We start from the raw sequence: 25,389 nt of genomic DNA on the forward strand, positions 1-25,389 counted from the left end.
CACAACGCATTCTCTTTACCGGCGGGCCCCGGCCCGCACCACGGAAACCCCCATCATGCTGAAGATCGAAAACCTCCACGCCCGCATCGGCGACAAGGAAATCCTCAAGGGCCTGTCCCTGGAAGTGAAGCCGGGCCAGGTGCACGCCATCATGGGCCCCAACGGCGCCGGCAAGTCCACCCTGGGCAATGTCCTGGCTGGCCGCGACGGCTATGAGGTCAGCGAAGGCAGCGTGCAGTTCGAAGGCGTCGACCTGCTCGACCAGGACCCGGAAGCGCGCGCCGCTGCCGGCCTGTTCCTGGCGTTCCAGTACCCGGTGGAAATCCCCGGCGTGAACAACACCTACTTCCTGCGCGCCGCGCTGAATGCACAGCGCAAGGCGCGCGGCGAGGAAGAACTGGATTCCATGCAGTTCCTCAAGCTGGTGCGGCAGAAGCTGGCCGTGCTGCACCTGAAGGACGAACTGCTGCACCGTGGCGTCAACGAAGGCTTCTCCGGTGGCGAGAAGAAGCGCAACGAGATCTTCCAGCTGGCCGTGCTCGAGCCGAAGCTGGCGATCCTGGACGAAACCGATTCGGGCCTGGACATCGATGCGCTGAAGAGCGTGGCCGACGGCGTCAACGCGCTGCGCAGCGCCGACCGCTCGTTCCTGGTCATCACCCACTACCAGCGCCTGCTGGACTACATCAAGCCGGACGTCGTGCACGTGCTGGCCGATGGCCGCATCGTCAAGAGCGGCGGCCCGGAACTGGCGCTGGAACTGGAAGCGCACGGCTATGACTTCCTGAAGGACCGGGTCGTGCCCGAGGCGGCGGTCTGATGAGCGCCCTGCTCGATTCCATGGCCCAGGCCTTCTGCGGCAGCGATGCGCGCCGCGAAGTGCTCGACAGCGTGCTGCGCGACGGCCTGCCCGGCGCACGCAGCGAAACCTGGAAGTACACCTCGCTGCGCCAGCTGGAGCGTCGCAGCTTTGCGGCCGCACCGTTGGCCCCGGCGCTGCTGGATGCCGCCGCGCTGGAGGACATCCCGGCACCGCGCCTGGTGTTCGTCAATGGCCGCCTCAACGACGCGCTGAGCGACGTGCAGGGCCTGCCGGCCGGCGTGCAGCTGGAGACGTTGTCCTCCGCACTGGCCGCTGGCGAGGACGCCGTGCGCTTCCTCGGCCGCCGCTACGATCGCAGCGACGATGTGTTCGCCCGCCTCAACGCCGCCCTCGCCGATGAAGGCGTGGTGCTGCGCGTGGACGACGGCGTGCAGGTCGAGGTGCCGCTGCAGCTGGTATTCGCCAGCGTGGCCGGCGACACCGATCTGGCCTGGCACCACCGCCACCTGATCGAACTGCGTGCCGGCGCCAGCCTGGGCGTGGTCGAGCACCGCTTCAGCGTCGGTGATTCGGCGCATCTGGACAACACGGTACTGCACGCCCACGTCGCCCGCGATGCGGTGCTCAAGCACGCCCGCGTGCAGGCCGGCAGCGCGCGCCAGACCAGCTTCCTGCGTACCGACGCGGTGCTGGCCAAGGACGCGCAGTACCACCGCGTGGACCTGGAGCTGGGTGCCGCGCTCAGCCGCCATGAGCTGAACGTGCGCCTGGAAGGCGACAACGCCCAGCTGACCGCCAATGGCGTGCTGCTCGGCAACGGTCGCCGCCACGTCGATACCCGGCTGGGCATCGACCACATCGCCCGCGACACCAGCGCCGAGCTGCAGTGGCGTGGCGTGGCCGCCAACCGCAGCCGCGTGGTGTTCCATGGCGGCATCCAGATCCGTGCCGGTGCCGATGGCACCGACGCAAACCTGTCCAACAAGAACCTGCTGCTGTCGGCCGACGCCGAGATCGATACCCAGCCGACGCTGGTGATCGACGCCGACGAAGTGAAGGCCGCACACGGTGCCACCGTCGGCCAGCTCGACGCCAACGCGCTGTTCTACCTGCGCTCGCGTGGCCTGCCGCAGGCCCAGGCGCAGGCGCTGCTGAGCGCCGCGTTCTGCCACGAGCCGCTGAGGGTGCTGCCCGAAGCGCTGCGCGAACAGCTGGCACGCCGGCTGGACAAGGCGCTGGCCGAGGCGGGCGTGGCATGAACCTGTCCACCCCGCGACCGATCGAAGCACCCGCCGACGCCCCCGACTGGGCGCGCGTGCGCCTGGACTTCCCGCTGCTGATGCGCGAAGTGCACGGCAAGCCGCTGGTCTATTTCGACAACGCCAACACCGGCCAGAAGCCGGTGCAGGTGATCGGCGCGGTGGACGAGTTCTACCGCCGCTACAACGCCAACGTCAGCCGTGCGGTGCATGCGCTGGGTACCGAGGCCACCGACGCCTACGAGGGCGCGCGCAACAAGCTGGCCCGATTCCTCAACGTGCGCAGCAATGATCTGGTGCTGTGCAGCGGCACCACCTTCGCGATCAATCTCGTTGCCTACTCCTGGGCCCTGCCGCGACTGAAGGCCGGTGACGTGATCCTGGTTTCGCGCATGGAGCATCATGCCAACATCGTGCCGTGGCAGCTGGTTGCCCAGCGCACCGGCGCGACCATCCGCGTGGCCGAGATCACCCCCGACGGCGCGCTGGACCTGGACGCACTGCGCGCGGCGATGACCCCCGAGGTCAAGCTGCTGGCCGTGGCCCATGTCTCCAACGTGCTCGGCACCATCAACCCGGTGCGCGAGATCTGCCGCGAAGCCCGCAAGCGCGGCATCATCACGGTGGTCGACGGCTCGCAGGCCGCACCGCACCGCAAGGTCGATGTCACCGCGATCGGTTGCGACTTCTACGCCATCACCGGCCACAAGATGTGCGGCCCGACCGGTACCGGTGCGCTGTGGGCGCGTCGCGAGCACCTGGACGCGATGCCACCGTTCCTGGGTGGCGGCGAGATGATCAAGGAAGTCAGCTTCGACGGCACCGTGTTCAACGATGCCCCGCACAAGTTTGAAGCCGGCACCCCCAACATCGCCGGCTTCATCGGCCTGGGCGTGGCGGCGGACTATCTGCAGAACGTCGGCCTGGACCACGTGGAAGCGCGTGAAGCCGAGCTGCTGGCCCACTTCACCGAAGAGCTGCGTCGGGTCGATGGCCTGCGCATCATCGGCGAGGCACCGGAAAAGGCCGCGGTGGTGTCATTCCTGATCGACGGCGCACACGCGCACGACCTGGCCACCCTGCTGGATCTGGAAGGTGTGGCCGTGCGTTCCGGCCAGCACTGTGCGCATCCGCTGCTCCAGTACTACGGCGTGGCGGCGACCTGCCGTGCCTCGCTGGCGTTCTACAACACGCATGAAGAGATCGAGCGATTCATGACTGCGTTGACGAAGGTGCGGAAGTTGCTGGGGTAAGGCTTCAGTAACCGCTGGAAAGATACGTGCGCCACGGGAGACCGTGGCGTTTTTTTTCCGTGGTTGCCCATGCTGCGCCACTGCACGACGACCGCAAACGTCATCTGCAGAGGCATGTAACGACCTATCGGCACCGCCTCGGACACCAGCAGAATCATTCCTGTTATCACAAACTGCTTTATCGAAGGCGCGCTTGATACCTGGAATTCATTTCAGATCTTCGAGATCAACGGACACGTCTCCGAAGGTCGCTTTTGGAATCGGACCTGGGATCCTCAAAGATTGAACGTCAAGTGGGGCATGCATTTCACCGAGAAGAAGATCATCCGTCGACCCGTCCGTCCTCCTAAGCCTGAACACCCCAGTCACTGATACCCACGAATAGGCATACCGATCAAACACGCCACGCTGGAGATCTATTGGGCCCCTGATGCGAACTTCGGTCTCATCGGTCACTCCAGCCTCGAACAGCTCCTTGCTGGAGCTCAATACAAAGAGCCCCCGACTAACTCCGAGATAGCCCTCCATGCGTATCGATTTCCCATCGAATAGCCGAGGGGTCGCAGCCAGCGCCCGGAAGCTGACTCGACAAACTGGATTCTGGCCGATCCCACAGACCTTTGCGGACGGTGTCTGCCCTCCTTGCTGAAGACCGCAACCGACCACGGAAATCACCAAGAAGAAGGCCACGCAAAGCTGATAATTTAGTTTCATTTCACAACCTCCGACTCACCATCTTTATTCAGCCTGTAGACACCCGACGGGTCCGAAACACAGTTGATCGAAATAGTCGACTTATAGGTTTCAACACCCCAATAGGCGAATGGCGAGTAGGCACGCCGGCGTCCATCCAATGCTGGATGCGTGTGAAAATTACCAACTATGAGGGGCCTCCCGGCGGTTGCGCCCAGCCAGCACATCCCGAACCCGAGTGGTTATCCCAATATCGAAAATATGAAAATTACCAATATTCTTCATCACAATTTCCGCACTCCCCCATCCGAATCTAATAGAGTATTTTTGATAAACCCTTGAAAAAAATCTTGGCAGCACTGTCTCAATTTGCGTTCGGAGTTGACTCTATCTTGTCCTTCGTAGCATCAACAACACCGCCCTTCATAGCATCATATCGAGTCTCGGCCTGGGCCAGGTGGAAGCCCGCGAAGCCAAGCTGCTGGCGCACTTCACCGCAGAGCTGCACCGTGTCGACGGCCTGCGCATCATCAGCGAAGCGCAGGAGAAGGCCGCCATGGTCTCGTTCCTGATTACGGCGCGCATGTCCACGACCTAGCTACGCTTCTGGATCTGGAGGGCGTGCCCGTGCGTTCGGGCCAGCACTGCGCGCATCCGCTAAAGCAGGTACTACGGCGTGGCGGCGACTTGCCGTGCGTCACACACGCATGAAGAGATCGAGCGGTTCATGACGGCGTTGACGAAGGTGCGGAAGTTGCTGGGGTGAGGCTTCAGCGACAGCCGGATGAAGCCAAAGCGCCACGGAAACCCGTGGCGCTCTTTTTTTCGATTGGACTATACGCTCTTAGCCGGGCCGCCGGAAAACACAAACAATCGCGAAGGCAGACCCTTATCACTGATACCCAAGTTCACCGACTACAGCCTTGCACTTTGAATCTAAATCAACATGAAATGACTTGAGCTCCTCGGAAGGCAGCTTACCTTTGTCTTCGTGATGCATTACTGCATACCCACGAAGCCCCCGGCTTCTACCCTCAGGAACAACATCGTAGACACCTTCAACCCATCCGCGAGATGCCTTTATATATGCGTTTATGACCGGCAAACAGGCATCAACGCGCTCGCTATTTTTTTCTTCACGGGCCGAACAACCTGTCACCACTGCAAGGCACAGCGCTAATCCAAGTATCAACTTGCAAAATTTCATCAGCGCCCCCCTGGAATAGGAATAAATTCATAGCCCTCGTGCCCCCTAATCATGCCAGGAACCCCCTGCTGTAACTGATAATCGTAGTCATAGCCATTTGTGCCAGGGAAGTACCCTTCAGCCCTTGTATTAGGGTGCGTATGAAAGTAGCCCTTGACTATGCATCCACATTCAAACTCCGAGGGCTTCCTAGCAGATTCAATCGACATTCTGTCCCTTGTGCCGGCAGGTGACCGAACCAGTTCATGCCCTCGTTCCCCCGCGAACTGAACAATCCACCCTCCGTTCTCTCGTTTCAGAGATCCAGATTCCCCTCTGCGTACGGCTGGCGCAAATGGGTTTGAGTCATTCCATGCATCCTCCATTTGCCCTCTTACTTTCGGGTCTCGAGTCCATTGCGGATCGGATGCCCGTGGCTCTCGCCCGTACCCTCCGCTGGATCCGGCTCCAGCATTTGTAGCGCCTAGAGTTCCCATACGGCTCCCTGCTGCCACCATCCCGTTCTTTATTCTACTCCCCACAATTGCGGGTCTTCGACGGTTCTTTTCTTCGGAAGCACGCCCATCCGGATCCACAAATCTATATGGACCGTTGTTCGCGTAGAGGTAGCGCCCGAACAGCGCTTCCGATGCAACGATTGGGTCTGTACTCAGAAACAGCCCCAGTTCAGAGTCATAGTACCGCTGCTGCATGTAACTCAGCCCCGTGCCCGAGTCCGTCACGTGCCCGGTATACCCAGGCCCATCCTTCAGCGACCGATTGACCACGGCCCCATACGGCTCATACACCGTACGCTCGATGACATTGCCGCTGGCATCGGTGATTGCCACCGGTGAGCCCAGTGCGTCGGTGTGGATGTATTCCACAACTTCCTGGGCCGCAGCCGGTTCAGCACCGGCCATCGTCGCCACCACAAGAAGCGCTGTGCGAATCAGTAGAGAAGTGATTCCATTCATGGCTCAGTCCCAGCTCAGTACGCCGCGGGTGACGGTGCGGTCCGCCGACCACGACGAGCAACCGCCTGCATTGCAGGCACGCACGCGATAGTTGCCGGCACAATACGCATTGCCGTTTGCACTCACATAGGCGTTGGGCCCGGTATACAGTCGCTTGCCGCCGCCGCCGCTCTCAAGCTGGAACTCGGTGGCATCGGCCACTTGGTTCCAACCCACCGAGCACTGCACCTGATAGGGCGCCTTGCGCGTGGTCAGCCATTCGGCCAGATAGAAATGGGGCGTCCCTGGCGGAAGTGCCACTATTACCGTCACGATGCCCGAGTAAGGGCTGCACCCCACGAAGTTGCAGGCACGCACCCGATAGGCATAGCTGCCCTTGCCGCGGTCCGCGCCGAAGCTGTTCGCACCGCCGTTATGCACCACGGCCCATCCAGCGCCGTTGGCGCTCTCCTCGAGAATGAAGCTCTCACTATTGGCGGGTACAGACCAGCTGAAGCTGTATTGCGGCACATTCACCAGTCCCGGTGCACTGATCACCGGTTCGATCGTCGGCGCGCCGATCACGGCAACTGTTGCAGATCCCGACCACGGCCCGCATCCAGCGCCGTTGCAGGCGGCGACGCGGTAGGCATAGCTGCCCACTCCACGTGCAGGCGTGGCATAGGAACCCGCATTGCCATCGAACAGGGTCACCCAACCGCCGCCATTGGCGCTTTCCTGCAGCGTGTAGCGGTCAGCACCGCCAATCCCGTTCCAGCCGATGCCAATACTGCCGGGTGCCGAACGAGCCGGCGCTGACACTCCTGGAGCACTGGCAGGCGGGTAGACCACCGCCACCGCAGCGCTACCGCTGTAGCTGGTACACCCCACCGGATTACACGCGCGGACACGGTAGTTGAAGCTGCCTCCCGGTTTGCCGGTGAACCCCTTGGATTGGCCCACCGCATTGTGGACCTGGGTCCAGGCACCACCATTGGCACTCTCGTCGAGCTCAAAGCGCTCTGCACCGGCAGAGGCCGACCAACTGACGCTGTAGATGCCGTTGAAGGCGGTTGCCGGTACGGTCAGCACAGGCACCGTAGCCGGCGGCAGTTCGACGGCAACCGAAGCGGTGTTGCTCCACTCACCACAGACCACGCGACAACCACGCACACGGAACTGATAGGTACCGGTAGCCAGACCGGTACTGGTGAACGCCTGCACCGCACCGTCGAAGATCGTGCTCCAAGTACCCGCTTGGGCACGCTGCAGCTCATAGCGGTTGGCGCCACCGGCCGGACTCCATGTCAAGTTAACGCTGCCTTGGGTGATGTAGCCTGGGGCGCTCAGCGCCGGAATGCTGGGTGCGGCCTCGCCGTGCACCTGCGCCACCAGACTGCCGGACAGGTACAGATAGTCTGTCTGCTTTCCCGTGCGCTCATTGCGCTGGAAACGCAGCACGCCGCCATTGTCATAGAACGAGTAGATGGCGCCCGACTCGCTGTTCCAGGCTTTCACCCGGCGTCCATGCGCGTCGTATAGATAGGCTTCCGTTGCCCCCACCGTACGCAGGCGGTTGCCGTAGTCGAAACCAAACGCCTGGCCATTGCGGATCGAAAGATTGCCCTGCACGTCATAGCCGAGACCGACAACGGTCGCGCTGTTACCAGTATCGACAACATTGACCAGACGATTGGTCGGATCGAAATAATGCGTGCGGTCCCGACTACCGACCTTGGCCCGGCGCAGGTTGTCCAGTGCGTCGTACTCATACAGCGCATTGCCAAAACCAGGTGCGGTAACCGAGCGCAGTCGATCCAGCCCGTCGTAGGCCATGTCACGATTGCCTGGCGCACCCGGCAAGCCATCAGAGATGGCCATCACGTTGCCACCCGCATCGTAGTCGTAGCTGTCATCGAGCACTGCGGCCGCAGCGGTTGCATCGCGACTTCGATCAGGAAGACCACGTGCATTCTGGGTCATCGTATGGACAACGCCATTGCCATAGACGAAGCGCGCCAAGGCACCATTGGCAAAATAGCTGGCCTCCTTCGCATAGCCCGCCACCGATGTGGCGCGGCCGAGTGCATCCGGGGCGTAGCTGGCGATACGCCCGCCCGGATACGTGTTGCTCGCAAGCGTGCCATTGCCATCGTAACCATAGGCGAAGTTCACCGTTCCCAGATCCAGATGCTGCAGCGTCTCGCTGCTGAGCAGACGACGATGGTTGTACTGGTAGCGATTGATGACGAGCGGACGGCCGGCATCGTTCTGCGTACTGATTTCTGCGGGCAGGCCGTCCGGCGTGTATGACCAGGTCTGGTTGCCGCGGCCATCGGGGAAGATCAACGCCAGCAGTCGATTGGCAGCGTCATAGCTGCGCTGCACCGCACGCCCGCTGGCAAGCGCCTCGGCGCGATTGCAGTCGCTGGCGTTGGTCAAACCCGTGCCAGCAGCCGACCACAGGACATTGCCGGCAGCATCGTAGTCCTGCACCGTCGCCCCGGTTTCCGGCTCGATGGTCTTGCAGAGCTGCTGGTAGCCGTCATAGACATAGCGACGGGTCAGCGCCTGGCTGCCGTCGGCGCTGCGACGGGTGATCGCCAGCGGCTTGCCGAGAGCGTCGCGCTGGATCTCGGTCACTACCCCTTCTGGATGCTGCAGCGTCAGCGGCATCTCATAGGTGGGCTGGTCATAGGCCAGGTGCCGTGTTGTTGTCGACTGGCCGCGTGGATTGGTCACCTTCACCGACAGGTTGCCCACGAACTCGGAGCGAGTCACCAAGGCGCCAAGTTCGGACGACTGGCTGACCACGACCGGTCGACCCAGCGCATCGTACTGCGTGCTGGTGCCACCAAGTGACGCGTTGATGTCGGAAAGCGAGCGAACAGGATAGGACGCGAACACCGTTTTACCACTGGTGTCGTAGCGGGTCACCACTGCGCTATCGAGAACGTTGTCGGCATTTTCAGTGAGCAGCACCGGGCGGAACATGGCGTCCAGATAGGTGTCGGTCCGTCGTCCGCCCTGGGTTCGGGAATGTTTCCAGGCACCGGCCGGCACGCCGAACTGCGCGCTGCCCAACCGCTGCAGGTCCATGGTGACCGCATTCCAGCTCACGGTGTCGCCACCGGGGAACTGCTGGCTGCGCAGGCGCCCCATGCTGTCGTAGCTGAAACTGGTGGTCGCACCGATTTCATCGGTCAACGAGGTGATCCAACCGTTGTCGTCCACCACAACGTTGCGCGTCGCTCCATTGGGAGATTCAGTCGTGGCTGGCATCCGCAACTGCTGCGGCACACCGCGTTTCCAACCGGAAAGATGGCTGGTGTTGCCACGGCCGTCGGCGACCGACGCAACCGTACCGTCGGCTGCGTAGGTCACCTGCTGTGCCAGACGCCCGAAGGCATACGCCCGTATCGGCAACGCATTGGTCGTGTCGAACTCGGTGCGTGATTGCTCAACACCATTGACTACGCTACGCGCTGACTGACCGTTCACCCATAGCGCCAGGTTGTCGTAGTAGGTGGTTGTGCTGGTGCGGCTCTGTCCGGCTGAATTGCCCTCGACGACGCTCACCTCACGTGCAAAGGCATCGAACGTCTGCACCGTGCGGGTGAACTGCACGCCGTCCTGATCCACGACAGTGGACTGGACAGGACGGTTGTAGTGCGCCTTGAGATCGTTCGCACCGTACTTGAAGTCCTTGCCGGCTTCCTTCGGGAATGGCGCCGAGTCCAGCTGGGCGTCGGGATAGTAGTTGTTGCGATCAACGCGCACGACAGTGCCGCCCGAACGCGTCGTGGTCGACAACAGCAGACCATCATTGTAGGCAACCTCCTTGCCGAACTCGTACACACGCACGACGCCGTCGGGCAGCGTTTCGGTGGTGATCTTCGGTTCTGCCTGGCCCGGAGGAATGGCCGGTCCACCGAGATCCTGCGCGTAGGCGCCATCAAGATTGGTGTACTGATAGGTCCACTGCGCAGTGGGCATACCTGGACCACTGATTGTTTTCGCTACCAGCGACTGTGCGTCGCGATAGATCGGCGTGTAGTTCCAACCATCAGCAAACAGGTGATTGTCGCCGGAAGTCTGGCAGTCCAACTTGACGTTCTTCCGGCCGTGACGGAATGGCCGGAACAGGAACGACCCCACGGCGCCCGAAGGATGCTGGACAGTCGCGGTGATTTCAGTTGGCACAATCTTGTTCATCCGTGAACAGGTAGCCGGATAACTCATGTACTCCCAAATGTTCTGTCCCGTGTACTCGGGGTACTTGTGTGTGACCCACAGGGGCGGCAGGTTGTAGATCCACTGCGTACCATCGGGCAGTGTCACCGTTCGCATAATGTTCGCTTCGGTATAACCGTAGGTCCACGTCCGACCTGCTGCGGTAGCCGAAGCGATCAACCCGTTTGCGGTGTACGCCAGGCTGATCTCGCGTCCGTCGCTGGCGACCATGCGCTGCAGCCGGTCGCCGCTCCACTCATAGCGCACCCAGTTGCCAAAGCGATCGACGATCTGCGATGGGTACAGGAACACGCGTTTGCGTTTCAGCATTGCGTTGCTTTCCGGGCCATACGGCTGCAGGGTTGCCTCGGTGTTGTAACGGGCCACCATCCAGTCGAAGTAGTACTTTGTGCCATCCGGTGCATGGCCGAGGAATCCCTCACCCGGCTGACCGCTCTTCAATGCGGTCAAACAGCTGAAGGTCCATCCGCCTTTCGTGTTCCAAGGTGCCGGCTGACCAAACTGCGGCTGCGGCTGGCGCGGGTCACCGTTGCCGCCGAGCACCGGCTCTCCGCCGCCCCCCGGCAGGGAGAGGCGCACGCCGTCCCAGAACGTATGGGTACTGAATGTAACGATCTGGGTATTGCGGCGATTCCAGACATCGAGCGCCGGCGGCGCGCCCACCGTCGAACAGCGCGCTGCTGGCGCCCAATAGCCGGCAGCAGCAGTTTCTGGCAGGTCGCCGTAGACACCAGACAACGACGGAATATCCAGGCCCCAATCGGAGAAAGGGCTCTCGCTGCTGCCGTCACCATCGCTGTAGCTGCGGCTCAGCGTCATCGGCAAGCTGCCATTGCCCGGGATCGAAATATCCGTCGCCTTGAAGCTGATCGAACCGTCATACAGGTTGACCTGCTCACCAAAGATCTCGCCCTTCAAGGGCTCGACCAGGTCGCCGTACTTCAAGCGCTTGTCGTACTCCTCGCGCCAGGTCGGCACGATCTGGGCAGAGGCGGCGACCGGTGCGAGTACGCACAAGGCCAGTGCTGTCAGAAGCAGGCGCTTGGCGGCGCTGGCGGCGCGCGGATTGGAGGTGGCACGTGACTGCATGAAGATCCTCCCTGGATCGACCTTCCTTGAGAGCCCCGCCCACATCGCGCCACTGTCGATGATCAGATCGGACGGTGCCCACTCCGGCAGACAACCACACGCTTGAACACGGTGGGCGGGCATTGCTTCATTTATGAATGAAAAATGAAGGATGTGTCAACAAGGCGTATCCGACACACTTGGCAAAGCCAGCCGGATCAGCAACCTCCCCGCCTGCCCCCACCCCACCTAGAATGCCCCCATGAGCACCCTGACCTTCCGCGCCGCCACGCCGGCCGACATCCCCGCCCTGATCTCCCTGGTCACCTCGGCCTACCGCGGCGACGCCAGCCGCGTTGGCTGGACCACCGAAGCCGACCTGCTGGACGGCGCCCGCATCGACGCCGAAGGCATCCAGGGCGACCTGGATCGCCCGCGCTCGACCATCCTGCTGGCCGAACGCGACGGCCAGCTGGTGGCCTGTGCCCACGTCGCCGACGTCGACGGCAAGGGCTACTTCGGCATGTTCTCGGTCGACCCGGCCCAGCAGGGCGGCGGCGTTGGCAAGCAGCTGATGGACGCGGCCGAGGCCCACGCCGCGCGCGAATGGAACGTGCCGGTGATGCAGATGACGGTGATCGACGTGCGCGATGAACTGATCGCCTTCTATGAGCGCCGCGGTTACCAGCGCACCGGCATCAAGAAGCCGTTCCCGTATGGCGACGAACGCTTTGGCATCCCCAAGCGCGACGACCTGCGCTTCGAGATCCTGGAAAAGCCACTGGCCGGGGCCACCGCGTGAGCGAGGCCTGGACCTTTGTCTGCGCCGGCGCCGAACTGCTGCCGGGCGAAATGAAGAGCGTGTTCGACGAAGTGACCGGTACGCCGATCGTGGTGTTCAACCTCGACGGCGAACTGTATGCCCTGGAAGACCAGTGCACGCATGAGGAATTCGAGCTGTCCTCGGGCGAGTTCAACACCACCGAAGGCAGCGTGGAGTGCGTGCTGCACGGGGCGCGCTTCGACGTGCGCGATGGCCGTGCGCTGTGTGCCCCGGCCTATACCGCAGTGCCGAAGTTTCCGGTGAAGCGCGAGCACGACGCGGTGTGGACCCGCGACGACCGCGATTGAAGTCCAGGGCATCCACCCATGGGGTGGATCTACTGGAACAGTCTGAGGGGCCTTTCAGGGGCCCTGCGGGCCACCCGGAACCGGACGCCGGGCCCGTACATGCGAATCATTATCGTTGATGTTATCCTACGTAACATCTTCGTAATGCCCCCGCCTGTGCCATGGCTTCGTCCGCGCCCACCGCCACGCTGTGCCAGCTCGCCCGTCAGGGGTGGCCGCTGCTCGTGGCCGCGCTGCTGACGCTGCTGCTGGGCTGGTCGGCGCTGCACGAAGGACGCGGCGGTGGTCACGCCGCCAACGCAGGCTGGCAAGCGCATCTGCACGATATCGAGCAGGTCGCTCCGCTGCCGGCGCCTTCCGGCGACGAATGCCCACACCACGCCGCCCCCGCCCCGGAACCTCCGGTGGATGGTGAAGGCGGCACGCCCTGCGCCGGCACTGCCCCGCCGCGTGCTGCGCTGGTGGCCCACATCCCGTTGTGGCACTCCGATGCCCTGCGCTGGCAGCTGCACGACCCCTCGCTGCGCCTGAATCCCGGCCACGCACCTCCGGCACCACGCGCCATCTGAGGCGCCCTGCGGCCGTTGTCGCGCGCCTGATTGCGTTTCCGGCCAGCCGAGCCTGGCTCGGCTCCATAGAACCCGCCTCCTGCCTGCCGCCGCGCGCCCAGCCGTGCTGGCCGGCCCTCGCTCATTCCCTATCCAAGCCACCGCCAACCTGCCCATGACCCACATCAAGACCCGCAAGTACGCACCTCGCGTTTCGGTACTGGCCACCGCCACCCTCGCCGCCGGCTTCGCGCCGCTGGCGGCACAGGCGGCCGACGACGCCGGCGCCAGCCAGGCCACCGAACTGGACAAGGTCCAGGTGCGCGGCAGCTGGTTCAACCCGTCCTCGCCGAAGTTCACCGCCGCGCTGCTGGACACCCCGAAGTCGGTCTCGATCGTCTCGGAGAAGCTGATCGCCGAAACCGGTGCGACCAACCTGCAGGATGCGCTGCGCATGGTCCCGGGCATCACCTTCGGCGCCGGCGAAGGCGGCAACCCGACCGGTGACCGCCCCTTCATCCGCGGCTTCGACTCGCAGAGCAACATGTTCGTCGATGGCCTGCGCGACGTCGGTTCGCAGACCCGCGAAGTGTTCGACCTGGAGCAGGTGGAAGTGGTCAAGGGCCCGAGCTCGGCCTACGGCGGTCGCGACTCCGGTGGTGGCAGCCTCAACCTGGTCAGCAAGACCCCGAAGCTGAAGAACGAGACCACTGCCAGCATGGGCATCGGTACCGACAGCTACGCACGCGGCACCGTGGATGCCAACTACGTGCTGGGCGATGGCATCGCCGCACGCCTGAACCTGATGAAGCACGAGTCGGACATTGCCGGTCGTGACGCGGCCAACGTCAGCCGCTGGGGCATCGCGCCGTCGATCGCGTTCGGCCTGAACGGCCCGGCGCAGCTGATCGCCAGCCACTACCACATGCAGAGCGACGACCTGCCCGACGCAGGCGGCTTCCCGTATGGCAACCCGAACGGCGCGCCGGTGTCGAAGTGGGTCGACGGCCGCCCGATGGTGCCCGACCGCAACAACTACTACGGCCTGGTGGACCGCGATTTCCAGCGCACCCGCGCCGACATCAGCACGCTGGACGGCAGCTACGACTTCGGCAGCCACAAGCTGCGCAACATCGCGCGCCTGGGCAACACCAGCAACGATTACCTGTGGACCCAGCCGGACGACAGCCAGGGCAACCCGAACAACTACGGCACCTTGTGGCGCCGTACCAACAGCCGCGCCGTCGACGTCAAGAGCTTCGCCGACCAGCTGAGCCTGACCGGCAGCTTCCAAACCGGTGCACTGAAGCACAGCTACAGCGCCGGCGCGGAATACAGCGACGAGAAGATGACCCGTGGCAGCTACCTGATGACCCCGGGCACCAACAATCCGCTGACCAACAGCAGCAAGTGCCCGACCATCGGCGCGGCCACCGGCTACAACTGCACCAGCTTCGACAACCCGAACCCGAACGATCCGTGGGCGGCCACCCATGCGGTGTACCGCAGCGACAAGGCGCTGGACGTCGAGCAGCGCACCAAGACCAAGTCCGCTTACCTGTTCGACACCATCGAACTGAACGCGCAGTGGATGATCAACGTCGGCCTGCGTTACGACGACTTCTCCACCACCCTGACCACCCCGGTGGCCGGCAAGGCGCCGACCCGCGTGCGCAATGACAATGACTTCCTGAACTACCAGGCCGGCATTGTCTTCAAGCCGACCGCCAACGGCAGCATCTACCTGTCCTACGGCACCTCCTCCACCCCGCCGGGCATGGACGGTGGCGATGGTTCCGATGGCCTCAGCGCGGCCGTGGCCGACCTCAAGCCGCAGGACACCAAGAACCTCGAACTGGGTACCAAGTGGGACCTGTTCGACAACCGCCTGAACCTGACCGCGGCGATCTTCCACACCGTGATGGACAACGCGCGCGTGACCGTCGACAACGGCACCAGCCAGAACGCCGGCAAGAAGGAAATCAACGGCGTGGAACTGGGCTTCACCGGCCAGCTGACCGACGCCTGGAGCCTGTACGGCGGCTACACCTACCTGGATTCGGAACTGAAGGACAACGGCTTCGTCTGCGCCGTGTCCGGCCGTACCTGCCCGTCCAACATCTACGTGCCCTCGCCGTACAACGGCAACGTGTTCCCGAACACCGCCAAGCACAGCGCCACCCTGTGGACCACCTATCGCTTCCCGTTCGGCCTGACCGTCGGCGCCGGCGCCAACTACTCCGACAAGCAGTACGGTGATGTGGCCAACACCAAGTGGATCCCCAGCTACACCCGCTTCGATGCGATGGCCAGCTACGCGATCCAGGACAACATCAGCCTGCAGTTGAACGTGCAGAACCTGACCGACAAAACCTACTTCACCAAGGCCTACGCGTCGCACTACGCGAGCATCGCCCCGGGTCGTTCGGCCACCCTGGCACTGAACGTGAAGTTCTGATGTAACCCGCAGCACCCACGCGGCGGCAGGATCTCCTGCCGCCGTTTTTGTTTCCGGCGATACTCCGCGCATGGCTTCCAACATCCCCTTTGATTCCGACGCCCTGACCGACCTGCTGCTGCACGATCCGCAGGCTGCCTTCGCGCGCGTCCGCGATGCGGCGCAGGCCGGGCAGGTGGAGGCGCAACTGCTGCTGGCGCAGATGCACATGGAAGGCAAAGGCACGCCCCAGGACGCTGCTGCGGCCCTGCTCTGGTACGAGACCGCAGCCAACAACGGCGCACCGATGGCGATGAACATGCTTGGCCGCTGCCATGAGCTGGGCCAGGGCACCACCGCCAATCCTTCGCTTGCAGCGGTCTGGTACCGGCGCGCCGCCGACACCGGTCTGGACTGGGGCCTGTACAACCTGGCCAACCTGCTGGCCACCGGCCGCGGCGTACCACAGGACCGTGCACAGGCACTGGCGCTGTACACCCGCGCGGCACATCTGGGCCACGCCAAATCGATGAACCTGCTTGCCCGGCATCTGGAAGATGGATTGGACACCGGTCGCGATCCGCAGGCTGCACTGGGCTGGTATCGGCGCGCGGCCGAGGCCGGCGATTTCCGCGGCCAGGCCAACTACGCCTCCATCCTTCTGCAGGCCGGTGAGATCGAACAGGCCGTGCACTGGCTGCAGTTGGCGCTGCAGCACGGCAGTCCCGCGTTCATGGCACATATCGTGCCCGAGCTGGCCGCCTCACCCCACCCGCAGGTGCGCGCGCTGGTCGCACCGTCTGCTTGCTGAGGACTTCCGCATGCTGCTGCACATCCCCGACATCCTCAGCGCCGGACAGGTGGCTGACATCCGCCGCAGGCTCGACGCAGCCGACTGGACCGATGGCCGCGAGACCGTCGGCCACCTCGGCGCGCAGGCCAAGCACAACCAGCAGCTGCCTGAAGCTTCGCCGCTGCGCCGCGAACTGGGCGAAACCATTCTGGTGGCCCTGGCACGGCATCCGCTGTTCTTCAGCGCCGCGCTGCCCTTGAAGTACCTGCCACCGCGCTTCAACCGCTACAGCGGCGGCGGCACGTACGGCTTCCACGTCGATGGCGCGGTGATGAACCTGGCCAACGGCGAGCAGCTGCGCTCGGACATCTCCTGCACGCTGTTCCTGTCCGACCCGGACGAGTACGACGGCGGCGAGCTGATCATCAGTGATACCTACGGCGAGCACGAAGTGAAATTGCCGGCCGGTGATCTGATCGTGTATCCCTCCAGCAGCCTGCACAAGGTCAATCCGGTCACCCGCGGTGCGCGCGTGGCCTCGTTCTTCTGGGTGCAGAGCATGATCCGCGACGATGTGCAGCGTCGTCTGCTGTGGGAGATGGATACCTCCATCGAGCGCCTGCGGCAGACCGATGGCGATGCCGACGCGGTGCTGCAGCTGACCGGGGTGTACCACAACCTGCTGCGGCGCTGGAGCGAGGTCTGAGCCGATCAGGCCACCCTTGCGGCAATTTGGCAATCATTCTCATTTGCAACGGCTAACGGGTCTCATTACAATCACGCCCCGTTGACGCCGGATGTTCCGGCCAGCCAGGGATCTCCGCTTGCGTCGCCCGTTCCGCCCCCGCCCGCTTCGGCTTGTACAGCTCGGCACCGCCATGCGCGGCCGTCGGCCTGCGCTGGCCAGCCTGCTGGCGTGGGTGGCGATGCTGACGCTGTTGCTGGGCACCCTGCCGCTGCTGCCGGTCGCCCACGCTGCCGCGCCCCAGGCGCTGCAGCAGCCGCTGGAAGAGCGCGGCGGCGAAGGCCCTTTGCAGGAAGAAGCGCCGGCCAAACTGCGGCGCTGCGCCTCGGCACCGGCCAAGTCCACGGACAAGCCGATCCCGCCGCTGTTGCTGGCCAGCCACTGGCTGCGCACCGAACTTGATCTGGTTCCCTCTGCGTCGGTTCCCTCCGGCGCGCGTCCGCACTGGCCGCTGGCCGTACCGGACATGCCCTGGGCCGATGCGCCCGGGCGCCGCCAGCAACGCGGCCAGGCGCCGCCGCTCGCCTGATCCACGGCACGCCGTGACCGCCTGCGCGGTTGCGACGGCTCGCCGCTGCCTGTTTCGCCCCTGCCGCCCCTGACCGGGCCATCCCTGCCCTGCCGTGCGCGTTCCGCGCCCTGCATCGCGCTGCCCTACATCCTTCGAGGTATCTGCCATGGCCCAGCGCCATCGTGTCCGTTCGTCCCTGTCCCGACATCTGTTGACCAGCGCTGTGCTGGCTGCGGTCGCGGCGCCCGCTTACGCCAATGGTGCCGCCAGCGGCGCGCCGCAGACGCTGGACAAGGTGGTGGTGACCGCCTCCGGTTTCGAGCAGAAGGTGGTCGATGCACCGGCCAGCATCAGCGTGGTCAGCCGCGAAGAGCTGAGCAAGCGCCCCTATACCAGCCTGGTCGACGCCCTGCGCGACGTCGAAGGCATCGACGTCGGCCTGGAAGCCACCGACAAGAACGGCCGCGCCACCATCTCCATGCGCGGCCTGCCGTCCGAGTACACCCTGGTGCTGATCGACGGTCGCCGCCAGAGCAACGCCGGCCAGCTGTATCCGAACAACTTCGGTGGTGGCCAGTTCGCCTACCTGCCGCCGCTGGATGCGATCGAGCGCATCGAAGTGGTGCGTGGCCCGATGTCCACGCTGTACGGCTCGGACGCAATGGGCGGCGTCATCAACATCATCACCCGCCGCAACCAGGACAGCTGGCACGGCGCGGTCACCCAGGGCTTCACCGTGCAGCAGGACGACCAGTTCGGCGACGCGCGCAGCACCGATCTGTACCTGAGCGGCCCGCTGGTCAAGGATCGCCTGGGCCTGGCCGTGCGCGGCAGCTACTACGACGCCAAGGCATCCAATCCCGAATGGGATGCACTGACCCTGCCCGACGGCACCCTGTGGGAACGCAGCATCGGTTTCGGTGGCGGCGGCAAGTCGGTAGCCAACACCAACTGGAACACCGGCGTGCGCCTGAACTTCCACGTCAACGACGACCACGAACTGTGGCTGGACTACGACGTATCGCGGCAGAAGTACGACAACAGCGAAGGCCAGACCGGCACGCTCGACAGCCTGGCCAGCCTGTGGCGCGTCGGCAATGCGGTGATTCCCAACCCGAATGGCAGCGGCACCGTCACCCGCCGCGTGGTGCAGCCGCGCGTGGGCTACACCGCCTACCAGCGCTATGAGCGCGACCAGCTCTCGCTGACCCATCAAGGCCGCTACAGCTTCGGCACCTGGCAGACCTCGCTGACCCACAGCAAGAGCAACAACCTCGGCCGCTCGCTGCCGCTGACGCTGGACGAGCGCGCCGGCCTGCAGATCCTGTGGAACGACGTCTGCCGCCGCACCGGTGCCGCCAACAACTGTGCCGCCGGCCGCAACAACGGCCTGGCCGCACTCAACGCCAGCGAACAGGCACGCCTGCAGGCGTTCCTGCCGCGGCCGCTGCGCACCATGGAACTGGAAGGCTACGTGCTGGACACGATGCTCGACCTCGACTTCGGTGCGCACAAGCTGACCGTGGGCGGCCAGTACAACGACACCGACATGGTGGACGGTGTGTTCGGCATGGACGGTGCCGGCTACCGCAGCAACACCAAGCAGAAGCACCGCATGTGGGCGCTGTTCGCCGAGGACAACTGGTCGCTGACCGACACACTGACTGCCACCTTCGGCCTGCGCTACGACGACCACAACATCTTCGGCAGCCACCTCAGCCCGCGCGGCTACCTGGTCTGGAATGCCACCGATGCCTGGACCTTCAAGGGTGGCGTCAGCACCGGCTACAAGACCCCGCGTCCGGACCAGCTGTTCCCCGGCATCACCGGCTTTGGTGGCCAGGGCGTGCTGCCGCTGGTGGGCTCGCCCAACCTGAAGCCGGAAACGAGCACCAACTACGAGCTGGCCGCCTATTACGAGGGCCAGCGCTGGGGCTTCAACGTCACCGGTTTCATCAACAAGTTCGAAGACAAGATCGCCAGCGGCGGCACGTTCCCCAACTGTGAAGTCGCGCCGGCCGGCAGTGGCTACTGCGTGGACATTGGCCCGGGCTGGGCGTCGCTGGGCTACAGCACCTTCACCCAGAGCGTGAACATCGACAAGGCCGAGACACGTGGCGCAGAACTGGCCGGCCACGTCGACCTGCTGGACACCCTGCAGCTGCGCGGCAACTACACCTGGACCAAGAGCGAGCAGACCGCCGGTTCCGGCAAGGGCCTGCCGATCACCGGCACCATGCCGGCCAAGCACATGGCCAACGCCAGCCTCAACTGGCAGCTCAACGACGCCATCAGCCTGTCGTTGATCGGCGAAGGCCGCTACGACCGCTACCGCGACACGATCCTCGATGCCGCCGGTGCCAGTCACACCCGTTACTACGAGGACTACACCATCTTCCACCTCGGTGGCAGCTGGAAGGCCACGCAGTGGCTGACGGTCAACGCGCGAGTCAACAACCTGTTCGGCAAGAACTTCGTCTCGCAGTCGTGCCTGCTGACCAGCCCCAGCGAATACAACTGCGTGGACGACTACGCCACCAAGGACCAGCGACGCAGCTACTGGATCTCGCTCAACGCGAAGTTCTGATCGTCGCTCTGGTGGGTGCCGACCTTGGTCGGCACCGCTCCATCCACGCATGGCGTGGATCTACCGGTCAGCGGTAGTGGTAGTGGTAGTGGTAGTGGTAGTGGTAGTGGTAGTGGTAGTGCCGGCCGCTGGCCGGCAACCGCGCGATGTTTTCAGGTGTCATGGGATTGCCGGCCAGCGGCCGGCACTACCCCTTCAGAGATACACAACGACATCTAATTGCGAGCAATTCTCATCAATGATGTAATGGCCAGTATTCATCCGTCCCGAACCGTGCCGTGAGCCGTCCCGCATCTTCCACCGTGCAGCAGCAGAGCCGCGGCTTCTGGCTGCGTACCCTGCACCAGTGGCACTGGATCAGCTCTGCGGTCTGCCTGATCGGCATGCTGCTGTTCGCGGTGACCGGCCTGACGCTGAACCATGCCGCGAAGATCGAGGCCAAGCCACAGGTGCAGAACCAGCACCTGGAACTGCCGGCGGAACTGCTCGGCGGTCTGGGCTCCCGCGAGGACGGCAATGCACCACTGCCACGCCCGGCCCGGCAATGGCTCGACGATCAGCTGGGCATCTCCATTGGCGGTCGACCCGCCGAATGGTCGGCCGAGGAAATCTATCTGTCACTGCCACGCCCCGGCGGCGACGCCTGGCTGAGCATCGACCGCGAAACCGGCGCGGTGGAGTACGAATCCACCTCGCGCGGCGCGGTGTCCTATCTCAACGACCTGCACAAGGGCCGCAATGCCGGCCCCGCATGGGGCTGGTTCCTGGACGTGTTCGCCGTGGCCTGCCTGGTGTTCTGCATCACCGGCCTGTTCCTGCTGCACCTGCATGCGCGGCAGCGGCGCATGACCTGGCCACTGGTCGGCCTGGGCCTGATGATCCCGCTGCTGATCGCCCTGCTGCTGATCCACTGACTTCCACCGTGTATTCCATCCGTTCTTCCGGAGCCGCCCCATGCGCGTCACCCTGACCATCGCCCTAAGCGGCCTGCTGGCCACCTCGCCGGCCTACGCCACCACCCTCGACATCAACGTCGAAGTGCCCAAGCTCAACGTGGCCGAATACCACCGCCCGTACGTGGCGGTGTGGCTGGAAGGCGCCGACCAGAAGGTCGCCGCCAACCTGTCGGTCTGGTACCAGCAGACCAGCAACAGCGAAGGCCATGGCACCAAGTGGCTGCCCGACCTGCGCCAGTGGTGGCGCAAGAGCGGTCGCACCCTGCAGGTGCCGGTGGACGGCGTGACCGGCCCGACCCGCCCGGCCGGCAAGCACGCGCTGTCGTTCAACGACAAGCAGCCGGCACTGAAGCAGCTGGCCCCGGGCAACTACACCCTGGTGGTGGAAGCGGTGCGCGAAGTCGGCGGCCGTGAACTGCTGAAGATCCCCTTCACCTGGCCGGCCAGCGCCGCACAGAACGGCCGCGCGCAGGGCGCCACCGAACTGGGCCAGGTCACCCTCGCCGTCAAACCCTGATTGAGTGGGGTCGGATCCCTTCCGCAGGAAGGGCTCTGACCCCATCGCCCTACCCTCGGGGTCAGAGCCCTTTCCGTTGGAAAGGGATCCGCTCCCTCCCAACTGGAGTCTTCCGCATGAAGCGCACGCTCGTCCTCGCCGCCGCTCTGGCCGCTGCCCTTCCCTTCTCTGCCCTGGCCCACAAGGCCTGGCTGCTGCCCTCGCAGACCGTGATCGCCGGCAACACGCCGTGGATCACCGTCGACGGTGCGGTCTCCAACGACCTGTTCTACTTCAATCACGTGCCGCTGCGCCTGGAATCGGTGGTGATCACCGCCCCGGATGGCAGCACCGTGCAGGCGCAGAACGCGGCCACCGGCAAGTACCGCAGCGTGTTCGACCTCGAGCTGAAGCAGCAGGGCACCTACCGCATCGCCTCGGTCAACGACGGCCTGTCGGCCACCTATGAGCTGAACGGCGAGCGCAAGCGCTGGCGCGGTACCGCCGCTACCTTCGGCGAACTGCCCAAGGATGCGAAGAAGCTGGAAGTGAGCCAGTCGGTCGGCCGCGTGGAGACCTTCGTCACCAACGGGGCGCCGAACGACACCGCGCTGAAGCCGACCAACCGCGGCATCGAACTGGTGGCCGTCGGTCACCCGAACGACCTGTTCGCCGGCGAGGAAGCCACCTTCCGCGTATTGGTCGACGGCAAGCCGACCGCAGGCCTGGAGTTCGAGATCGTGCGCGGCGGCACCCGCTACCGCAACGCGCAGGACGAGCAGAAGCTGACCAGCGACGCCAAGGGCGAGATCAAGGTGACCTGGCCGGAAGCCGGCATGTACTGGCTGGAAACCGGCACCGAGGACAAGAAGACCTCGGTCAAGCAGGCCGCCAAGCGCCGCCTCAGCTACGTCGCCACGCTGGAAGTGCTGCCGCAGTAAAGACAGCGCTGCGATACCCGGCACGCCCTGGTATCGCAGCCTGCCACGCATGCCGATGACCTCTACCGCACTCGACATCACCCGGCTGGGCGGCACCACCATGGGCACCACCTGGAGCGTGTCACTGGTCGTACCGCGCCAGCGCGACCTGCATCCACTGCATGCTGGCATCCAGGCACGTCTGGATGAAGTGGTCGCACAGATGAGCACCTGGGAAGCGGGTTCCGACCTGAGCCGCTACAACCGTGCCGACGCAGGTCAGTACCTCGTGCTTCCCATCGAAACACGCCATGTGTTGGCCTGCGCGCAGGCCATCGCTGCAGCCAGCGGCGGTGCGTTCGACCCCACCGTCGGCCCGCTCGTGGCGCTGTGGGGCTTCGGCGCCCATGCCGGCGCACGGCGCGCACCCGATGCCGCCACGTTGCAGGCAACCCGTGCACGCTGCGGCTGGCAGCGCCTGCACTGGGAGGAGGATGCGCTGCTGCAGCCCGGTGGCCTGGAGCTGGATCTTTCGGCGATCGCCAAGGGCTTCGGTGTCGACCACGTCGCTGCCTGGCTGCGCGGCCAGGGTGTCGATGCCGCACTGATTGAAGTCGGTGGGGAACTGGCCGGTTACGGCCGCAAGCCCGACGGCCAGCCGTGGCGCGTGCTGGTGGAGTCGGCGCCGGAAGAAGATGCCCACACCGAAACGCCACCGCGTGTCCTGGCGCTGGACGGAAAGGCGGTGGCCACCTCCGGCGATCGCTGGCACCACTATCACGACGATGACGTGGCCTACAGCCACAGCCTTGACCCGCGCAGCGGCACGCCGGTACGGCAGGTCGCAGCCGCCGTCACCGTGGTCGCCAGCGACGCGATGCACGCTGACGCGTGGGCCACCGCGCTGACCGTGCTCGGTCGCGACGCGGGCATCGCCCTGGCAGAACGCGAAGGGCTGGCCGTGCGCTACCTGGAACGCTCCGCCGATGGCCCATGCGAAACCCTCAGCAGTGCCTTCCAGCAGCTGCTGGATGAGCAGGCTGGATGAGCATGCGTTTCCCGCGCGCGACCGTTGGCAACGTCATGGTACTGGCCCTGCTGGCCGTGATCGGCGGGGCACTGCTGCGTCTGCACCTGGGCGAAGCGTGGTGGCAGGGTGCGCCGCCGGCCCGGCAATGGGGCATCGCGCTCGCCGCCACCGCGCTGTATCTGCTGGCGTGTGGCGTGCTGTGGTGGCGCAGCCGTCCGCACGACGACACGTCCGAAGGCGGCAACCCACCGATGCTGCTGGTCTGGTCCAGCCAGACCGGCTTCGCCCGCGAACTGGCCGAGCGCAGTGCGCAGGCTCTGCGCTCGGCCGGCATGTCGGTGCGCCTGCGCGGTCTGCACGAAGTCGATGCCCCCCTGCTGGCGGGCAGCGCGCGTGCACTGTTCATCGTCAGCACCACCGGCGAAGGCGATGCACCCGACCATGCCCTGCCCTTCCTGCGCAAGGTGATGGGCACGCCGCCGCCGCTGCACCACGTGCAGTACGGCGTGCTCGCACTGGGTGATCGCAGCTACGGGCATTTCTGCGCGTTCGGCCACCAGCTGCACGACTGGCTGCGCCAGCACGGAGCACATCCGCTGTTCGATGCCATTGAAGTCGACAACGCCGATCCAGCTGCCCTGCGCCACTGGCAGCAACTGCTTGGCCAGCTCGGCGGCGACGCGAGCGAACTTCCCGATTGGACACCGGCCGAGTACCAGCCGTGGACGCTGCTGCAGCGTACCCACCTCAACCCCGGCAGCGCCGGTGGTCCGGTCTATTGGCTGCGCCTGCAGCCCCCGACCGGCAGCGGCGCGCAGTGGCAGGCCGGTGACATCGCCGAGGTCGGTCCGCAGCATGCCGAACAGAGTACGCGCGACTGGCTGCAGACGCAGGGCTTCGATGCGGACACCGTGTTGGACGACGGCACTACGCTGCTCGCCCGCGTTGCGCGCTCGCACCTGCCGTCATTGGTTGCAGCAGGCGATCTGCCTGGGCTGTTGGCGGCACTGCAGCCCCTGCCACATCGCGAATACTCCATCGCCTCGGTGATGGACGACGGCGCGGTGGAACTGCTGCTGCGCCGGCAGCTGCGTGCCGATGGCACGCCGGGCATCGGCAGTGGCTGGTTGTGCGACCACGCCGTCATCGGCGAACCGCTGCAGGTGCGACTGCGCCGCAACGAGAATTTCCATGGCGTCGCCGCCGACGTTCCATTGCTGCTGATCGGCAACGGCACCGGTATCGCCGGCCTGCGCGCGCACCTGCACGAACGCGCACGCATTGGCGGTGCCCGCACCTGGCTGTTGTTCGGCGAACGCACGGCCGCGCATGATTTCCACTTCGGCGATGAACTGCAGGCGATGCTCGGCAACGGCACGCTGACCCGCCTGGATACGGTATTCAGCCGTGATGGCGGCGCACATCGCTACGTTCAGGATCGCCTGCTGGCCGAAGCATCCACGCTGCGGCAGTGGGTCGATGACGGCGCGACGATCCTGGTGTGCGGCAGCCTGCAGGGCATGGCCCCGGCAGTGGATGCGGTGATCGAGCAGGTGCTCGGTGCCGACGGCAAGGAAGCGCTGCTGCTGGCCGGTCGTTACCGGCGCGACGTGTATTGAGCGAACGTTTGGGGCAAACCGCCTCTTGTGGGTGTGAACCTCGGTTCGCACCCTGCTGCGATATCGGCTGCCACATCCACGCATGGCGTGGATCTACTGAACGGCTGGCGGCGATCCCTTGTTG

At 64.7% G+C, this 25,389-nt stretch carries 19 protein-coding genes and 1 pseudogene; 17 read left to right on the forward strand and 3 right to left on the reverse strand.

The features are described 5' to 3' along the window. The first annotated feature begins 55 nt into the window (after positions 1 to 55). The 4 genes and pseudogenes from sufC to AC1DKR_RS04890 form a co-directional block, all read left to right on the forward strand. Positions 56 to 820, forward strand: coding sequence for a Fe-S cluster assembly ATPase SufC (gene sufC / locus AC1DKR_RS04875; protein WP_025873980.1), 765 nt, complete (start codon positions 56 to 58; stop codon positions 818 to 820). Next, a complete protein-coding gene (sufD, locus tag AC1DKR_RS04880) occupies positions 820 to 2,082 on the forward strand; it encodes a Fe-S cluster assembly protein SufD (RefSeq protein ID WP_025873981.1) in 1,263 nt (420 codons plus the stop codon). Before sufC ends, sufD begins: the two co-directional genes overlap by 1 nt. Beyond that, the gene (locus tag AC1DKR_RS04885) at positions 2,079 to 3,335 is read left to right on the forward strand and encodes a cysteine desulfurase (protein WP_088101583.1); all 1,257 of its coding nucleotides are present in this window, start codon (positions 2,079 to 2,081) and stop codon (positions 3,333 to 3,335) included. Before sufD ends, AC1DKR_RS04885 begins: the two co-directional genes overlap by 4 nt. Positions 3,336 to 4,461: 1,126 nt before the next feature. Next, a pseudogene (locus AC1DKR_RS04890) lies at positions 4,462 to 4,794 on the forward strand (aminotransferase class V-fold PLP-dependent enzyme); the annotation flags it as partial. Between the two features lie 126 nt (positions 4,795 to 4,920). On the opposite strand, the gene AC1DKR_RS04895 reads toward AC1DKR_RS04890, so the two are convergent. From AC1DKR_RS04895 to AC1DKR_RS04905, 3 genes are read right to left on the reverse strand one after another with little or no spacing between them, the layout of a single operon-like run. Further along, complete coding sequence (locus AC1DKR_RS04895; RefSeq protein WP_140393556.1) at positions 4,921 to 5,235, reverse strand: hypothetical protein; 315 nt, start codon at positions 5,233 to 5,235, stop codon at positions 4,921 to 4,923. Continuing rightward, a complete protein-coding gene (locus AC1DKR_RS04900) occupies positions 5,235 to 6,191 on the reverse strand; it encodes an RHS repeat-associated core domain-containing protein (RefSeq protein ID WP_088101585.1) in 957 nt (318 codons plus the stop codon). The genes AC1DKR_RS04895 and AC1DKR_RS04900 overlap by 1 nt, the downstream gene beginning before the upstream one ends. Before the next feature lie 3 nt (positions 6,192 to 6,194). Further along, on the reverse strand, positions 6,195 to 11,513 hold the full coding sequence (locus AC1DKR_RS04905) for a wall-associated protein (protein WP_478031459.1): 5,319 nt from the start codon (positions 11,511 to 11,513) through the stop codon (positions 6,195 to 6,197). A gap of 241 nt (positions 11,514 to 11,754) precedes the next feature. Here AC1DKR_RS04905 and AC1DKR_RS04910 point away from each other — a divergent pair, with 241 nt between their 5' ends. From AC1DKR_RS04910 to AC1DKR_RS04970, 13 genes are all read left to right on the forward strand, one after another. Further along, a complete protein-coding gene (locus AC1DKR_RS04910; RefSeq protein WP_088101587.1) occupies positions 11,755 to 12,294 on the forward strand; it encodes a GNAT family N-acetyltransferase in 540 nt (179 codons plus the stop codon). Further along, positions 12,291 to 12,623 carry a non-heme iron oxygenase ferredoxin subunit gene (locus AC1DKR_RS04915; protein WP_088101588.1) on the forward strand — a complete coding sequence of 111 codons (333 nt, stop codon included), beginning with the start codon at positions 12,291 to 12,293 and terminating at the stop codon, positions 12,621 to 12,623. The genes AC1DKR_RS04910 and AC1DKR_RS04915 overlap by 4 nt, the downstream gene beginning before the upstream one ends. A gap of 161 nt (positions 12,624 to 12,784) precedes the next feature. After that, positions 12,785 to 13,192: a hypothetical protein gene (locus AC1DKR_RS04920; RefSeq protein WP_088101589.1), complete on the forward strand. Its 408-nt coding sequence runs from the start codon at positions 12,785 to 12,787 to the stop codon at positions 13,190 to 13,192. A 154-nt stretch (positions 13,193 to 13,346) separates the two neighbouring features. Next, entirely contained in the window at positions 13,347 to 15,629 is a 2,283-nt protein-coding gene (locus tag AC1DKR_RS04925) for a TonB-dependent receptor (protein WP_478031463.1), read from the forward strand. Between the two features lie 70 nt (positions 15,630 to 15,699). Next, positions 15,700 to 16,419: a tetratricopeptide repeat protein gene (locus tag AC1DKR_RS04930; RefSeq protein ID WP_117309723.1), complete on the forward strand. Its 720-nt coding sequence runs from the start codon at positions 15,700 to 15,702 to the stop codon at positions 16,417 to 16,419. A 10-nt stretch (positions 16,420 to 16,429) separates the two neighbouring features. Next, positions 16,430 to 17,107 carry a Fe2+-dependent dioxygenase gene (locus tag AC1DKR_RS04935; RefSeq protein WP_100551754.1) on the forward strand — a complete coding sequence of 226 codons (678 nt, stop codon included), beginning with the start codon at positions 16,430 to 16,432 and terminating at the stop codon, positions 17,105 to 17,107. Positions 17,108 to 17,279: 172 nt separating this feature from the next. Further along, on the forward strand, positions 17,280 to 17,675 hold the full coding sequence (locus AC1DKR_RS04940; RefSeq protein WP_080149535.1) for a hypothetical protein: 396 nt from the start codon (positions 17,280 to 17,282) through the stop codon (positions 17,673 to 17,675). Positions 17,676 to 17,823: 148 nt separating this feature from the next. Then, entirely contained in the window at positions 17,824 to 20,244 is a 2,421-nt protein-coding gene (locus AC1DKR_RS04945; protein WP_478031468.1) for a TonB-dependent receptor domain-containing protein, read from the forward strand. Between the two features lie 278 nt (positions 20,245 to 20,522). Then, positions 20,523 to 21,158, forward strand: coding sequence for a PepSY-associated TM helix domain-containing protein (locus tag AC1DKR_RS04950; RefSeq protein ID WP_033830536.1), 636 nt, complete (start codon positions 20,523 to 20,525; stop codon positions 21,156 to 21,158). Between the two features lie 40 nt (positions 21,159 to 21,198). Then, entirely contained in the window at positions 21,199 to 21,717 is a 519-nt protein-coding gene (locus AC1DKR_RS04955) for a DUF2271 domain-containing protein (protein WP_394196245.1), read from the forward strand. 116 nt (positions 21,718 to 21,833) lie between these two features. After that, on the forward strand, positions 21,834 to 22,637 hold the full coding sequence (locus AC1DKR_RS04960; protein WP_478031477.1) for a DUF4198 domain-containing protein: 804 nt from the start codon (positions 21,834 to 21,836) through the stop codon (positions 22,635 to 22,637). A 55-nt stretch (positions 22,638 to 22,692) separates the two neighbouring features. Next, positions 22,693 to 23,664, forward strand: coding sequence for an FAD:protein FMN transferase (locus AC1DKR_RS04965; RefSeq protein ID WP_442243875.1), 972 nt, complete (start codon positions 22,693 to 22,695; stop codon positions 23,662 to 23,664). Next, positions 23,661 to 25,265, forward strand: a complete 1,605-nt coding sequence (locus AC1DKR_RS04970) for a sulfite reductase subunit alpha (RefSeq protein WP_478031482.1) — start codon at positions 23,661 to 23,663, stop codon at positions 25,263 to 25,265. Before AC1DKR_RS04965 ends, AC1DKR_RS04970 begins: the two co-directional genes overlap by 4 nt. Positions 25,266 to 25,389 lie beyond the last annotated feature (124 nt).

The organism is Stenotrophomonas sp. 01N47 (genome assembly GCF_056399165.1).

Excerpts from the sequence above, each read along its gene's own strand:
- sufC (WP_025873980.1), top strand. The coding sequence starts at position 56 with ATGCTGAAGATCGAAAACCTCCACGCCCGCATCGGCGACAAGGAAATC.
- sufD (WP_025873981.1), top strand. The coding sequence starts at position 820 with ATGAGCGCCCTGCTCGATTCCATGGCCCAGGCCTTCTGCGGCAGCGAT.
- AC1DKR_RS04885 (WP_088101583.1), top strand. The coding sequence starts at position 2,079 with ATGAACCTGTCCACCCCGCGACCGATCGAAGCACCCGCCGACGCCCCC.
- AC1DKR_RS04895 (WP_140393556.1), bottom strand. The coding sequence starts at position 5,235 with ATGAAATTTTGCAAGTTGATACTTGGATTAGCGCTGTGCCTTGCAGTG.
- AC1DKR_RS04900 (WP_088101585.1), bottom strand. The coding sequence starts at position 6,191 with ATGAATGGAATCACTTCTCTACTGATTCGCACAGCGCTTCTTGTGGTG.
- AC1DKR_RS04905 (WP_478031459.1), bottom strand. The coding sequence starts at position 11,513 with ATGCAGTCACGTGCCACCTCCAATCCGCGCGCCGCCAGCGCCGCCAAG.
- AC1DKR_RS04910 (WP_088101587.1), top strand. The coding sequence starts at position 11,755 with ATGAGCACCCTGACCTTCCGCGCCGCCACGCCGGCCGACATCCCCGCC.
- AC1DKR_RS04920 (WP_088101589.1), top strand. The coding sequence starts at position 12,785 with ATGGCTTCGTCCGCGCCCACCGCCACGCTGTGCCAGCTCGCCCGTCAG.
- AC1DKR_RS04925 (WP_478031463.1), top strand. The coding sequence starts at position 13,347 with ATGACCCACATCAAGACCCGCAAGTACGCACCTCGCGTTTCGGTACTG.
- AC1DKR_RS04930 (WP_117309723.1), top strand. The coding sequence starts at position 15,700 with ATGGCTTCCAACATCCCCTTTGATTCCGACGCCCTGACCGACCTGCTG.
- AC1DKR_RS04935 (WP_100551754.1), top strand. The coding sequence starts at position 16,430 with ATGCTGCTGCACATCCCCGACATCCTCAGCGCCGGACAGGTGGCTGAC.
- AC1DKR_RS04940 (WP_080149535.1), top strand. The coding sequence starts at position 17,280 with ATGCGCGGCCGTCGGCCTGCGCTGGCCAGCCTGCTGGCGTGGGTGGCG.
- AC1DKR_RS04945 (WP_478031468.1), top strand. The coding sequence starts at position 17,824 with ATGGCCCAGCGCCATCGTGTCCGTTCGTCCCTGTCCCGACATCTGTTG.
- AC1DKR_RS04955 (WP_394196245.1), top strand. The coding sequence starts at position 21,199 with ATGCGCGTCACCCTGACCATCGCCCTAAGCGGCCTGCTGGCCACCTCG.
- AC1DKR_RS04960 (WP_478031477.1), top strand. The coding sequence starts at position 21,834 with ATGAAGCGCACGCTCGTCCTCGCCGCCGCTCTGGCCGCTGCCCTTCCC.
- AC1DKR_RS04965 (WP_442243875.1), top strand. The coding sequence starts at position 22,693 with ATGACCTCTACCGCACTCGACATCACCCGGCTGGGCGGCACCACCATG.
- AC1DKR_RS04970 (WP_478031482.1), top strand. The coding sequence starts at position 23,661 with ATGAGCATGCGTTTCCCGCGCGCGACCGTTGGCAACGTCATGGTACTG.